The 12,256-nt window shown below is 63.3% G+C and carries 12 protein-coding genes and 1 pseudogene; 1 reads left to right on the top strand and 12 read right to left on the bottom strand.

Annotated elements, in window-relative coordinates:
• Window positions 1-10: 10 nt before the first annotated feature.
• The 12 genes and pseudogenes from nuoK to LB554_RS06445 form a co-directional block, all read right to left on the bottom strand.
• Window positions 11-319 carry an NADH-quinone oxidoreductase subunit NuoK gene (nuoK, locus tag LB554_RS06500; protein ID WP_023798863.1) on the bottom strand — a complete coding sequence of 103 codons (309 nt, stop codon included), beginning with the start codon at window positions 317-319 and terminating at the stop codon, window positions 11-13.
• Window position 320: 1 nt separating this feature from the next.
• Complete coding sequence (locus LB554_RS06495) at window positions 321-941, bottom strand: NADH-quinone oxidoreductase subunit J (protein ID WP_015317347.1); 621 nt, start codon at window positions 939-941, stop codon at window positions 321-323.
• A gap of 233 nt (window positions 942-1,174) precedes the next feature.
• Window positions 1,175-1,666, bottom strand: coding sequence for an NADH-quinone oxidoreductase subunit NuoI (gene nuoI / locus LB554_RS06490; RefSeq protein ID WP_015317346.1), 492 nt, complete (start codon window positions 1,664-1,666; stop codon window positions 1,175-1,177).
• A complete protein-coding gene (nuoH, locus tag LB554_RS06485) occupies window positions 1,666-2,709 on the bottom strand; it encodes an NADH-quinone oxidoreductase subunit NuoH (protein WP_015317345.1) in 1,044 nt (347 codons plus the stop codon). The genes nuoI and nuoH overlap by 1 nt, the downstream gene beginning before the upstream one ends.
• Before the next feature lie 2 nt (window positions 2,710-2,711).
• Window positions 2,712-4,793, bottom strand: coding sequence for an NADH-quinone oxidoreductase subunit NuoG (nuoG, locus tag LB554_RS06480; RefSeq protein WP_140615823.1), 2,082 nt, complete (start codon window positions 4,791-4,793; stop codon window positions 2,712-2,714).
• 74 nt (window positions 4,794-4,867) lie between these two features.
• Window positions 4,868-5,563: an NADH-ubiquinone dehydrogenase gene (locus LB554_RS06475; RefSeq protein WP_224583649.1), complete on the bottom strand. Its 696-nt coding sequence runs from the start codon at window positions 5,561-5,563 to the stop codon at window positions 4,868-4,870.
• Window positions 5,564-5,628: 65 nt separating this feature from the next.
• Complete coding sequence (gene nuoF, locus LB554_RS06470) at window positions 5,629-6,933, bottom strand: NADH-quinone oxidoreductase subunit NuoF (protein WP_015317342.1); 1,305 nt, start codon at window positions 6,931-6,933, stop codon at window positions 5,629-5,631.
• A 22-nt stretch (window positions 6,934-6,955) separates the two neighbouring features.
• Window positions 6,956-7,957, bottom strand: a pseudogene (gene nuoE, locus LB554_RS06465) (NADH-quinone oxidoreductase subunit NuoE); the annotation flags it as partial.
• The gene (locus LB554_RS06460; RefSeq protein ID WP_224583645.1) at window positions 7,958-9,148 is read right to left on the bottom strand and encodes an NADH-quinone oxidoreductase subunit D; all 1,191 of its coding nucleotides are present in this window, start codon (window positions 9,146-9,148) and stop codon (window positions 7,958-7,960) included.
• On the bottom strand, window positions 9,148-9,750 hold the full coding sequence (locus LB554_RS06455) for an NADH-quinone oxidoreductase subunit C (protein ID WP_015317339.1): 603 nt from the start codon (window positions 9,748-9,750) through the stop codon (window positions 9,148-9,150). The genes LB554_RS06460 and LB554_RS06455 overlap by 1 nt, the downstream gene beginning before the upstream one ends.
• A gap of 4 nt (window positions 9,751-9,754) precedes the next feature.
• Entirely contained in the window at window positions 9,755-10,336 is a 582-nt protein-coding gene (locus LB554_RS06450) for a NuoB/complex I 20 kDa subunit family protein (RefSeq protein WP_015317338.1), read from the bottom strand.
• Window positions 10,327-10,692 carry an NADH-quinone oxidoreductase subunit A gene (locus LB554_RS06445; protein WP_010910112.1) on the bottom strand — a complete coding sequence of 122 codons (366 nt, stop codon included), beginning with the start codon at window positions 10,690-10,692 and terminating at the stop codon, window positions 10,327-10,329. The genes LB554_RS06450 and LB554_RS06445 overlap by 10 nt, the downstream gene beginning before the upstream one ends.
• A gap of 335 nt (window positions 10,693-11,027) precedes the next feature.
• On the opposite strand from LB554_RS06445, the gene LB554_RS06440 reads away from it, so the two are divergent.
• Complete coding sequence (locus LB554_RS06440) at window positions 11,028-12,227, top strand: winged helix-turn-helix domain-containing protein (protein ID WP_224583643.1); 1,200 nt, start codon at window positions 11,028-11,030, stop codon at window positions 12,225-12,227.
• Window positions 12,228-12,256: the final 29 nt, after the last annotated feature.

Genomic DNA, 12,256 nt, shown 5'->3' with positions numbered 1-12,256 from the left:
AGTCGCCCCGTCAACCCTTCATCATGTTCACGTCTTCGACCGCGATCGAGCCGCGGTTACGGAAGAAGACGACGAGAATGGCAAGCCCGATGGCGGCTTCAGCCGCCGCGACCGTCAGCACGAACAGCGCGAACACCTGGCCGACCAGATCGCCGAGCGCCGCCGAAAAGGCGACGAAATTGATGTTGACCGCCAGCAGGATCAGCTCGATCGACATCAGGATGACGATGATGTTGCGGCGGTTGAGGAAGATGCCGAACACGCCGAGCGTGAACAGGATCGCCGATACGGTCAGATAATGTGCGATGCCGACGACCATCTCAGACTCCTTCGCCCGACTTGACCTTGCGGATTTCCATGCCGGTCGCCGCGGTGCGGCCGACCTGGGCTGCGATCGACTGCCGCTTGACCCCTTCCTTGTGGCGCAGCGTCAAGACGATGGCGCCGATCATGGCGACCAGCAGGATGAGGCCCGAAATCTGGAAGTAGTAGAGGTAGTCGGTATAGAGGATGTCGCCGAGCGCCGCCGTGTTCGATCGCGCGGCGAGATCCGGGATGGGCTTTGCGACCGTCGAGGCGAGCTTCGGCGCGAAGGTGTAGCCGCCCAGCACCACGATCAGCTCCGCCGCCAGGATCAGCCCGACCAGCGCGCCGATCGGCGCGTATTGCAGGGCGCCGCTCTTCAATTCGGCGAAATCGACGTCGAGCATCATGACGACGAACAGGAACAGCACCAGGACCGCGCCGACATAGACGACGAGCAGGATCATCGCCAGGAACTCGGCGCCGGTCAGCATGAACAGGCCGGCGGCGTTGAAGAAGGTCAGGATCAGGAACAGCACCGAATGCACGGGGTTGCGCGACGAAATGACCATGAACGCCGACGCCACGGCGACAAAGGCGAAGAGGTAGAAGAAGGCCGCCTCTAGTCCACTCAGCATTGGGGATCCCCCGGGTTCCTGTCCAAACAGGACGCTCCTGTTTGATGTTTGCGACCGCCTCCGGTCGGCAAGTTTCGTTGTGTCCTATCGCATGTTCCGATCGGGTTGAAATACCCGATCAGAAGAAACATGCGACAATTTTGTCTTCCGGAGGATGATCTTGTCCGAAAAGTCCGCAACTTTTCGGGATCATCCTCTGAACGAGGCCCCTCGGCCCGTCCATGCGTCAGATGTCAGCGATAGGGCGAGTCCAGTGAGATGTTGCGCGCCAGTTCGCGCTCCCACCGGTCGCCATTCGCCAGCAGCCTGTCCTTGTCGTAGTAGAGTTCCTCGCGCGTTTCCGTCGCGAATTCGAAATTCGGCCCCTCGACGATGGCGTCGACCGGGCAGGCTTCCTGGCAGAACCCGCAATAGATGCACTTCACCATGTCGATATCGTAACGCACCGTGCGGCGCGTGCCGTCATTGCGGCGCGGGCCGGCCTCGATGGTGATCGCCTGCGCCGGGCAGATCGCCTCGCACAACTTGCAGGCGATGCAGCGTTCCTCGCCATTGGGATAGCGGCGCAACGCATGCTCGCCGCGAAAGCGCGGGCTGATCGGCCCCTTCTCGTGCGGATAGTTGATCGTCTCCTTCGGCGCGAAGAACTGGCGCATCGACAGGAAGAAGGCGCTCACGAAATCCTGCAGCAGCAGCGATTTTGCGGCCTGGGACAAAGCGGACATCACGCAAACCCCGTGATCTTGAGGAAGGCGGCGGTGGCGACCACCATGAACAGCGAGATCGGCAGGAACACTTTCCAGCCCAGCCGCATCAGCTGGTCGTAGCGGTAGCGCGGCACGAAGGCCTTCACCATCGAGATGCCGAAGAACACGAAACAGACCTTCAGCACGAACCAGATCACGCCGGGCACCCAGGTAAAGGGTGCGAAGTCGAAGGGAGGCAGCCAGCCGCCGAGGAACAGGATGGTTGCCAGCGCGCACATCAGCACGATCGCGACATATTCGCCGAGGAAAAACAAAAGGAACGGCGTCGACGAATATTCGACCATGTGGCCGGCGACCAGCTCCGATTCGGCTTCGACCAGATCGAAGGGCGGACGGTTCGTCTCCGCCAGCGCCGAGATGAAGAAGATGACGAACATCGGGAACAGCGCCAGCCAGTTCCAGTCGAGGAACGTGTTGGGCAGGCCGAGCCGCGTACCAAGCCCACCCTGCTGCGACAGCACGATATCGCTGAGGTTGAGCGAGCCGGCGGTGAGCAGCACGGTGACGATGACGAAGCCGATCGAAACTTCGTAGGACACCATCTGCGCCGCCGAACGCAAAGCGCCGAGGAACGGATATTTCGAGTTGGACGCCCAGCCGCCCATGATCACGCCATAGACCTCGAGCGAGGAGATGGCGAAGACATAGAGGATACCGACATTGACGTTGGCGATCGCCCAACCCTGGCTGACCGGTATGACCGCCCAGGCCGAGATCGCCAGCACGGCGGAGACAAGTGGCGCCAGCAGGAAGACACCCTTGTTGGCGCCCGACGGGATGACCGGTTCCTTGAAGACGAATTTCAGCAGGTCGGCGAAGGCCTGCAGCGTGCCCCAGGGGCCGACGACGTTGGGGCCACGGCGAAGCTGCACGGCCGCCCAGATCTTGCGGTCGGCATAGAGAATGTAGGCGACGAAGATCAGCAGCACCACGATCAGCACGACTGATTTCAAGAGGATCAGCAGCGCGGGCAGCACGTAGAAGGAGAAGAAGGTGTCCATGCTTATTCCGCCGCCTGCTTGAAGCCGCTCTTGGCCAGTGCCGAGCATTCAGCCATCACGGCCGATGCGCGCGCGATCGGGTTGGTCAGGTAGAAATCCTTGACCGGCGAGGTGAAGGTTCCCTTGTTCAACCGCCCGCCGAGCTTCGCCACGCCGGCGATATCCTCGGCGTTGCCGGCCGCGACCTGGTCGATGCGGGCCAGATGCGGGTATTCGCCATAGAGCTTTGCGCGCAGCTGCGGCAGCGAATCGAACGGCAGTTTCTTGCCCAGTACGTCGGACAGCGCCCGCAAGATCGCCCAATCCTCGCGCGCGTCGCCCGGCGCGAAGCCAGCGCGGTTGGTCTGCTGCACGCGCCCTTCGGTGTTGACGTAGGTGCCGGACTTTTCGGTATAGGCAGCCGCCGGCAGGATGACATTGGCGCGATGCGCGCCGGCGTCGCCGTGCGTGCCGACATAGACGACGAAGGCGCCGCCGGTCTTGCTCATATCGATCTCGTCGGCGCCGAGCAGGAACAGGACATCCGTCTCGCCCAGCATGCCGGCGACGTTCTTGCCGCCCTCGCCCGGCACGAAGCCGAGGTCCAGGCCGCCGACGCGCGCCGCTGCGGTGTGCAGCACGGCAAAGCCGTTCCAGTCGGCGCGTGCGGCATTCACGGCGGCGGCGAGCCTGGCCGCTTGGCCGAGCACGGCCGCGCCATCGGCGCGCGCCAGAGCGCCCTGACCGACGATAATAAGGGGATGCGTCGCCTTCTTCAGCGTCTGGAAGAACTTGCCGTTGCCGTCCGCCAGATCCTTCAGCGAATCCGGCCCGGCGCCCAGCTGTTCGTAGTCATAGCGCGTGTCGCCGACATCGCCGATGACACCGACCGGCAGATTGCCGAGGCGCCAGCGCTTGCGGATGCGGGCGTTGAGCACCGAGGCCTCGAAGCGCGGATTGGCCCCGATGATCAGCACCGCGTCGGCCTGCTCGATGCCTTCGATGGTCGGGTTGAAGATATAGCTGGCGCGTCCGAGTGCCGGATCGAGCGCCGCGCCGTCCTGGCGGCAATCGGTGTTCTTCGAACCGAGCGAGGCCATCAGGAGCTTCAGCGCATAGATTTCCTCGACCGCCGCGAGATCGCCCGCGATGGCGCCGATCTTGTCGGGGGCCGCCGCCGAAACCGCGCCCTTGATCGCCGCGAACGCTTCGGCCCAGCTCGCCGGAACCAGCCTGCCGTCCTTGCGCACATAGGGGCGATCGAGGCGCTGCGTGCGCAGGCCGTCCCAGATGAAGCGGGTCTTGTCGGAAATCCATTCCTCGTTCACGGCTTCGTTGACGCGCGGCAGGATGCGCATCACTTCGCGCCCACGGCTATCGACGCGGATCGCCGAGCCGACGGCATCCATCACGTCGATGGATTCGGTCTTGGTCAGCTCCCACGGCCGCGCCTGGAAGGCGAAGGGCTTGGAGGTCAGCGCGCCGACCGGGCAGAGATCGATCACGTTGCCCTGCAACTCCGAGGTCATTGCCTGTTCGAGATAGGTGGTGATCTCGGCATCCTCGCCGCGGCCGATCAGGCCGAGTTCGGAAATGCCGGCAACTTCGGTGGTGAAGCGGACGCAGCGCGTGCAGTGGATGCAGCGGTTCATCACTGTCTTGACCAGCGGGCCGATATACTTGTCTTCCACCGCGCGCTTGTTCTCGTGGTAGCGCGAGGAATCGACGCCGAAGGCCATCGCCTGGTCCTGCAGGTCGCACTCGCCGCCCTGATCGCAGATCGGGCAGTCCAGCGGATGGTTGATCAGCAGAAATTCCATCACGCCTTCCCGGGCCTTCTTGACCATCGGCGTGTTGGTGAAGATTTCCGGCGGCTCGCCGTTCGGGCCGGGGCGCAGGTCGCGCACGCCCATGGCGCAGGAGGCCTGCGGCTTGGGCGGCCCGCCCTTCACCTCGATCAGGCACATGCGGCAATTGCCGGCGATCGACAGCCGCTCATGGAAGCAGAAGCGCGGCACTTCCGCGCCCGCGTCCTCGGCTGCCTGCAGCAGCGTGTAATGGTCGGGTACAGTGATTTCTTTCCCGTCGACCTTGAGCTTTGCCATTCGCCTCAAACCCCTGCGGATTTTCCCGCAATCTCATTTTCCGGGCGCGACAGACGCAGCGCCCGAGATTTCATTCACTTCTTCGCGGCCAGCGCCGCCGCCTGGGCAGTCCAGTCGTCACGGCCGATGCGGCCCTTGAACGACAGATAGTCGTCGACCCAGGCAATCTCTTGCGGCGACCATGCGGCGATCTGGGCAAACGTCCAGATACCGAGGCCGTTCAGCACCTTTTCCAGCTTCGGGCCGATGCCCGATATAGCCTTGAGGTCGGACGGCCTCGCCGGCTTCTCCATGGCCTTGGGCTGCCTGAAATCTTCCGGCAGCAGCACATCCGCCGCCTCGCTTGTTGCCGGAGCGGCATTGGCGGCCGGCGCGATGGTCGCGGCTTCCCTGGCTGCGATATCGGTGACTTCCTGGGCGAAGGACTGCGCCTCGGCAATCATCGTCTTCGCGGTCGCCCGCGCCCTGATGGACGACGAGTTCGCATCCTCGAATTGCTCGACGCGTGCCTCGAAATCCTCGATCAGCGGCTGCATGAGGCGGTGTGATGCCTCGGCGGCCCCCGAAAGCGCGCCCATCCAGACGCCGAACGCATGATTGGCGAGCCCCATGCCAAGCGCCGACATCGCCGCCGCACCCGCGACAGGGTGCGCGAAAAGGTTGACGGCGCTGGCCATCTCCTTCGGCATCAACCTGGTCAGGTCCTGGTTCATCTTCTCGATCTGGTCCAAATTGGGCATCAATGGGTAGGGTGTCGAATACGGCGCCATAGAGTTCTCCTGGTCGTTTCTTCGTTCGCCCCGCCCCGTTTCTTCCCGCGTTCAAAAGTTTCTTGTTATTCCGCCGCCACCATCACCGGTTCGGCCCGGTGCGCGTTGCGCGAAAACTCGTCGATGCGCCGCTCCACCTCGCCGCGGAAATGCCGCATCAGGCCCTGGATCGGCCATGCCGCCGCATCGCCCAGCGCGCAGATCGTGTGGCCTTCGACCTGCTTGGTGACGTCGAGCAGCATGTCAATCTCGCGCTTCTGAGCCTCGCCGCGCACCAGCCGCTCCATCACCCGCCACATCCAGCCGGTGCCCTCGCGGCACGGCGTGCACTGGCCGCAGCTTTCATGCTTGTAGAAGTAGGAAAGCCGCGCGATCGCCTTCACGACATCTGTCGACTTGTCCATGACGATGACGGCGGCCGTGCCGAGGCCGGACTTGAGATCGCGCAGCGCGTCGAAATCCATCGGCGTATCGATGATCTGCTCCGCCGGCACCAGTGGCACCGAGGCGCCGCCCGGAATGACGGCGAGCAGATTGTCCCAGCCGCCGCGGATGCCGCCGCAATGGGTCTCGATAAGCTCGCGGAACGGGATCGACATCGCCTCTTCGACGGTGCACGGATTGTTGACGTGGCCGGAAACGCAGAACAGCTTGGTGCCGACATTGTTGGGCCGGCCGAAGGACGAGAACCAGGCAGCCCCCCGGCGCAGGATGGTCGGCGCCACCGCGATCGATTCGACATTGTTGACAGTGGTCGGGCAGCCATAGAGGCCGACATTGGCCGGGAATGGCGGTTTCAGCCGGGGCTGGCCCTTCTTGCCTTCGAGGCTTTCCAGCAGCGCCGTTTCCTCGCCGCAGATATAGGCGCCGGCGCCGTGATGCATGTAGATTTCAAAATCGTAGCCCGACGTGTTGTTCTTGCCGATCAGCTTGGCCTCGTAGGCCTCCTCGATCGCCCGCTGCAGCGCCTCGCGCTCGCGGATGAACTCGCCGCGCACATAGATGTAGGCGGCAATCGCGCCCATGGCGAAGCCGGCCAGGAACGCGCCCTCGACCAGCGTGTGCGGATCGTTGCGCAGGATGTCGCGGTCCTTGCAGGTGCCGGGCTCGGATTCGTCGGCGTTGATGACGAGATAGCTCGGCCGGCCGTCGCTCTGCTTGGGCATGAACGACCATTTCAGCCCGGTCGGGAAGCCGGCGCCGCCGCGGCCGCGCAGGCCCGACGCCTTCATCTCGTTGACGATCCACTCACGCCCCTTGGCGACGATGCCGGGCGTGTTGTCCCAGGCGCCGCGCGCCATGGCGCCGGCCAGCGACTTGTCGAAGAGGCCGTATATGTTGGTAAAGATGCGGTCTTTGTCCTGAAGCATTTTTCGTCCCTCAGACCGGCTTCTTGGTCGGCTTGGCGGCAGGCTGCTTGGTCTCCGGCGCCTTGAAGGCGCTGCCCGGTTCGGCCCGGTTCTTCGGCCCATTGCGTTGTTTTGGAGTCGCCTCGACTTCAGGAGCGGCCTTGTTGGCGTTGGCGGCCGAGTGGAGGGGTGGCGCAACGCTAGCCGCGTTCTCGGTGACCGGCGCGACCTTGGCCGGCGACGGCGTCTTCAACGTCGGGTTGGTCTCTGGCGCGGCGGTCTTCGGCCTGCTGGATTTCGACGGAGCAACCGGACTAGGCGCAACTGGGGCGGCCGGTGCCGGCACCGGCGCAGCGATGATCGCGTCGGGCGCTGCCTTCGCGGCCCTGGCCGCTTCCCGGGCTTCACGGTCGCGAGTCGACTTGAGGATCGCCTTTTCGCTCTTCAACGTGGTCAGGCCGGAGGCCGGCTCCGAGCCGGTGCGGCCGTTCTGCGGTCCCGGATTCACCGAGGCGCCCTTGCCCGCATCGTAGAGATCAATGATTTCAGCCAGCCGTTCCGGTGTCAGATCCTCGAACGTGTCCTTGAACACCATGACCATCGGCGCGTTGACGCAGGCGCCGAGGCACTCGACCTCTTCCCACGACAAGGTGCCCTTGTCGTTGGTGTGGAATTGGTCGTGATGGATCTTCGAGCGGCACACATCCATCAGCGCTTCCGAGCCGCGCAGCATGCAGGGCGTGGTACCGCAAACCTGGATGTGCGCACGCGTGCCGACGGGGTTCAACTGGTACTGCGTATAGAAGGTCGCGACCTCGAGGCCGCGGATACGCGGCATGCCGAGCATGTCGGAAATCGTCTCGATCGCCGCCTTGGTGACCCAGCCTTCCTGCTCCTGCGCTATCATCAGCAGGGGAATGATCGCCGACTGCTCGCGGCCCTTGGGATACTTCTTGATCCATTGCTTCGCCGCTGCCGCATTCGCCCGGTTGAAGGCGAAGGAGGCTGGCTGGACGCTGGCTTCTGCGAGACGGCGGACTGACATTTAGCGATCGACCTCACCAAACACGATGTCGAGGGAGCCGAGGACGGCGGTGACGTCGGCCAGCATGTGGCCGCGGCAGAGGAAATCCATGGCTTGCAGATGCGCGAAACCAGGTGCGCGCAGCTTGCAGCGATAAGGCTTGTTGGTGCCGTCGGAGACTAGGTAGACGCCGAACTCGCCCTTTGGCGCCTCGACCGCCGCATAGACCTCGCCGGCCGGGACGCGGTAGCCCTCGGTATAGAGCTTGAAGTGATGGATGAGCGCTTCCATCGAACGCTTCATCGCCTGGCGCTTGGGCGGCACCACCTTGCCGTCGAGGTTCGACACCGGGCCGGTGCTTTCCTTGCCGAGCAAGAGATCGATGCACTGGCGCATGATCCGTGCCGACTGGCGCATTTCTTCCATGCGCACGAGGTAGCGGTCGAAACAGTCACCATTCTTGCCGATAGGGATGTCGAAATCCATTTCCGAATAGCATTCATAGGGCTGCGACTTGCGCAGGTCCCACGGCGAGCCCGAACCTCGGACCATGACGCCCGAAAAGCCCCAGGCCCAGGCGTCGGCCAGCGAGACGATGCCGATGTCGACATTGCGCTGCTTGAAAATGCGGTTGCCGGTGAGCAGCCTGTCGAGATCGTCGAGCGATTTCAGGAAAGGGTCGATCCACTTGCCGATGTCCTCGACCAGCTGGCGCGGCAGGTCTTGGTGGACGCCGCCCGGACGGAAATAGGCCGCATGCATGCGCGAGCCCGAGGCTCGCTCATAGAACACCATCAGCTTTTCGCGCTCGACGAAGCCCCACAGCGGCGGCGTCAGCGCGCCGACGTCCATGGCTTGCGTCGTCACATTGAGGATGTGCGACATGATACGGCCGATTTCGCAATAGAGCACGCGGATCAGCTGGCCGCGCCTCGGCACCTCGATGCCGAGCAGGCGCTCGGCGGCCAGCGCGAAGGCGTGCTCCTGGTTCATCGGCGCGCAATAATCGAGCCGGTCGAGATAAGGCAGCGCCTGCAGATAGGTTTTTGCTTCGATCAGCTTCTCCGTACCGCGATGCAAGAGCCCGATATGCGGATCGACGCGGTCGACGACTTCGCCGTCCAACTCCAGCACGAGGCGCAAAACGCCGTGCGCGGCAGGGTGTTGAGGTCCGAAGTTGATGTTAAAGTTGCGGACGGAGGTTTCAGCCATTACTGCTTTGCCTTCTCATCCCCTGGCAGCACGTAATCCGTGCCTTCCCATGGGGACAGAAAATCGAAATTGCGGAATTCCTGCTTCAGTTCCACAGGCTCGTAGATGACGCGCTTGGCTTCGTCGTCGTAACGCACTTCGACGAAACCGGTGAGCGGGAAATCCTTGCGCAGCGGATGGCCTTCGAAACCGTAGTCGGTCAGCAGGCGGCGCAGGTCCGGGTGGCCCGAAAACAGCACGCCATAGAGATCGTAGGTTTCGCGCTCGAACCAGTCGGCGCCGGGATAGACGCCGGTGATCGAAGGCACCATCGTCTCCTCGTCGGCCTGCACCTTGATGCGAATGCGCACATTCTGCTTCGGCGAAAGCAGGTGATAGACGACGTCGAAGCGCTTGGCCCGCGACGGATAGTCGGCACCGCAGACATCGATGATCGAGATGAACTGGCAGCGCGCATCGTCGCGCAGGAAGGTCATCACCTCGATCAGGTTTTGAGGCTCGACGTGAACGGTGAGCTCGCCATAGGCGAATACCGCATCGCCGAAGCGGCCAGGCAGCTTCTCGCCGAGATAGGTCGACAGTTCGCTTAAGGAGGCGGCCATGGATTTACCGTTCGATCGTGCCGGTGCGGCGGATCTTCTTCTGCAGCAGAAGAATGCCATAGAGCAGGGCTTCGGCGCTCGGCGGGCAGCCGGGCACATAGATGTCGACCGGCACGACGCGGTCGCAGCCGCGTACCACCGAATAGGAATAGTGATAGTAGCCGCCGCCATTGGCGCAGGAGCCCATCGAGATGACGTAGCGCGGCTCCGGCATCTGGTCGTAGACCTTGCGCAGCGCCGGCGCCATCTTGTTGGTCAGCGTGCCGGCGACGATCATGATGTCGGACTGGCGCGGAGACGCGCGCGGCGCGACACCGAACCGCTCCGAATCGTAGCGCGGCATCGAGGTGTGGATCATCTCGACCGCGCAGCAAGCCAGACCGAAGGTCATGAACATCAGCGAGCCGCTGCGCGCCCAGGTGATCAGCGCCTCGGTCGAGGTGACCAGAAAACCCTTGTCGGCAAGCTCATTGTTGATTTCGAGGAAGAAGGGATCGTCCTCCCCCACCGGCCTGCCGGTGTTGGGATCGATAATACCTTTGGGCTTCGGCGCGACGAGGGTGCCTGAACTGTCGTTCAATCCCATTCCAGCGCTCCTTTTTTCCATTCATAGGCAAAGCCGATGGTCAGCACTGCCAAAAACACCATCATTGACCAGAAACCGAGCATGCCGATCTTCGAGAAGGACACTGCCCAGGGGAAGAGGAAGGCAACTTCCAGGTCGAATATAATGAACAGGATCGACACCAGGTAGAAGCGGATGTCGAATTTCATGCGGGCATCGTCGAACGAGTTGAAACCGCACTCGTAGGCGGAAAGCTTTTCGGGATCGGGGTTGCGATACGCCACCAGGAACGGAGCCGCCAGCAGCGCCAGGCCGACGACCAGTGCCACGCCGATAAACAGGACGATGGGCAGGTACGAACTGAGAAGTGCGTTCATGCAGCGGCTTTCCGTTGGCGCCAATCCACTTTGACTACAGCACCGAACCTTAATGCGGAAGCGTGACAGATTAACCGCTGAACCGTTTTAAGGGGCCTATGCTGCAACGCGGCGAGGGTTAGCGCAGCACTTCCAGCGAAGCAAGTCAAACATTGTTCAAAACACCGAGCTGGACGGCATTCCGGGAGAAACTGGTCCCATCCGCTCCTGTTTGATTCCCTTCGCTTTTCACTCCACTTTTGTCTCCTGACAGGGTTGCCGCCAAAACCCTGCTAGCATGGACGGGAATCACGCCGGGCAATGACGCCAGACAGGTCCATCAGGGACGCATACGCATGAAGGAAAAGATCTCGCTTGCCGCCGCCCGGCGCATCGCCCTCGCCGCCCAGGGATTTCTCGATCCCCGCCCCGCCGGCACGCCGGACCGCCGCCATTTCGCCCGCGTTCTGTCCCGCACCGGCCTGTTGCAGATCGATTCCGTCAGTGCGGTGGTGCGCGCTCATTACATGCCGCTCTATTCGCGTCTCGGCCCCTATCCCCTCGCTTTGCTCGACAACGCCGCCGTAACGCGCAAGCGCACCGTCTTCGAATATTGGGCGCATGAAGCCTCGTTCCTGCCGGTCGAGACCTACCCACTGATGCGCTGGCGCATGCAGCGCGCCGAGCAAGGCGATGAAATGTATCTGGGGCTGGCCAAATGGGGCCGCGAGCACGCCGCCTATATAGAAGAGATCTACCGCGAGGTCGTCGCGCGCGGGCCGATCGCCGCTTCGGCGCTCGAAGGCCAGAAAGGCTCCGGTGGCTGGTGGGGTTGGAGCCATGCCAAGCACGCCTTCGAATGGCTGTTCTGGGCCGGGCGCATCACCACGGCGCACCGGCGCGGCTTCGAGCGCTTTTACGACCTGCCGGAGCGCGTGCTGCCGCAGGCGATCCTCGATCTGCCGGTACCGACGCCTGAGGACGCGCACCGCGAATTGCTGCGCATTTCCGCCCGTGCCCATGGCGTGGCGACATCAGGCGACCTGCGCGATTATTTTCGACTCTCGCCGGCCGACATGAAAGGCCGGCTGGAGGAACTGGTCGAGCTCGGCGACTTGCTGCCGGTCCGTGTCGAGGGCTGGGACAAGCCGGCTTACCTTCACAAGGACGCCCGTATCCCGCGCAAGATTGAGGCCCGCGCTCTGCTGGCGCCGTTCGATCCGGTCGTCTTCGAGCGTTCGCGCTCGGAGCGGCTGTTCGACTTCCATTACCGCATCGAAATCTACACGCCGGCCGACAAGCGCCAATACGGCTACTATGTCCTGCCTTTCCTGCTCGGCGACAGGATCGTGGCGCGCGTCGACCTCAAGGCTGACCGGCCGGCCAGTGTCCTGCGCGTCCATGCCGCCTACGCCGAGCCCGGCGCACCGCCCGAAACCGCAGCCCAGCTCTTCGAGGAATTGAACCAGATGCAGGGCTGGCTTGGCCTCGAGCGCATGGAAATAACGCCTGCCGGCGACCTCGGCCCGGCGCTGTCCGACATCGCGGTGTCGTAAGCTCGCGTTGACACCGCTGCCCGCAAGAG

Origin of the sequence: Mesorhizobium sp. CO1-1-11 (genome assembly GCF_020164995.1) — a bacterium.
GTDB classification, from domain to species: Bacteria; Pseudomonadota; Alphaproteobacteria; order Rhizobiales; family Rhizobiaceae; genus Mesorhizobium; species Mesorhizobium australicum.
This window is presented reverse-complemented; position numbering and strand designations above follow the sequence as displayed.

Bases quoted from the DNA above. Each gene is read 5' to 3' on its own strand.
- nuoK (WP_023798863.1), bottom strand. From the start codon at position 319: ATGGTCGTCGGCATCGCACATTATCTGACCGTATCGGCGATCCTGTTC.
- LB554_RS06495 (WP_015317347.1), bottom strand. From the start codon at position 941: ATGCTGAGTGGACTAGAGGCGGCCTTCTTCTACCTCTTCGCCTTTGTC.
- nuoI (WP_015317346.1), bottom strand. From the start codon at position 1,666: ATGTCCGCTTTGTCCCAGGCCGCAAAATCGCTGCTGCTGCAGGATTTC.
- nuoH (WP_015317345.1), bottom strand. From the start codon at position 2,709: ATGGACACCTTCTTCTCCTTCTACGTGCTGCCCGCGCTGCTGATCCTC.
- nuoG (WP_140615823.1), bottom strand. From the start codon at position 4,793: ATGGCAAAGCTCAAGGTCGACGGGAAAGAAATCACTGTACCCGACCAT.
- LB554_RS06475 (WP_224583649.1), bottom strand. From the start codon at position 5,563: ATGGCGCCGTATTCGACACCCTACCCATTGATGCCCAATTTGGACCAG.
- nuoF (WP_015317342.1), bottom strand. From the start codon at position 6,933: ATGCTTCAGGACAAAGACCGCATCTTTACCAACATATACGGCCTCTTC.
- LB554_RS06460 (WP_224583645.1), bottom strand. From the start codon at position 9,148: ATGGCTGAAACCTCCGTCCGCAACTTTAACATCAACTTCGGACCTCAA.
- LB554_RS06455 (WP_015317339.1), bottom strand. From the start codon at position 9,750: ATGGCCGCCTCCTTAAGCGAACTGTCGACCTATCTCGGCGAGAAGCTG.
- LB554_RS06450 (WP_015317338.1), bottom strand. From the start codon at position 10,336: ATGGGATTGAACGACAGTTCAGGCACCCTCGTCGCGCCGAAGCCCAAA.
- LB554_RS06445 (WP_010910112.1), bottom strand. From the start codon at position 10,692: ATGAACGCACTTCTCAGTTCGTACCTGCCCATCGTCCTGTTTATCGGC.
- LB554_RS06440 (WP_224583643.1), top strand. From the start codon at position 11,028: ATGAAGGAAAAGATCTCGCTTGCCGCCGCCCGGCGCATCGCCCTCGCC.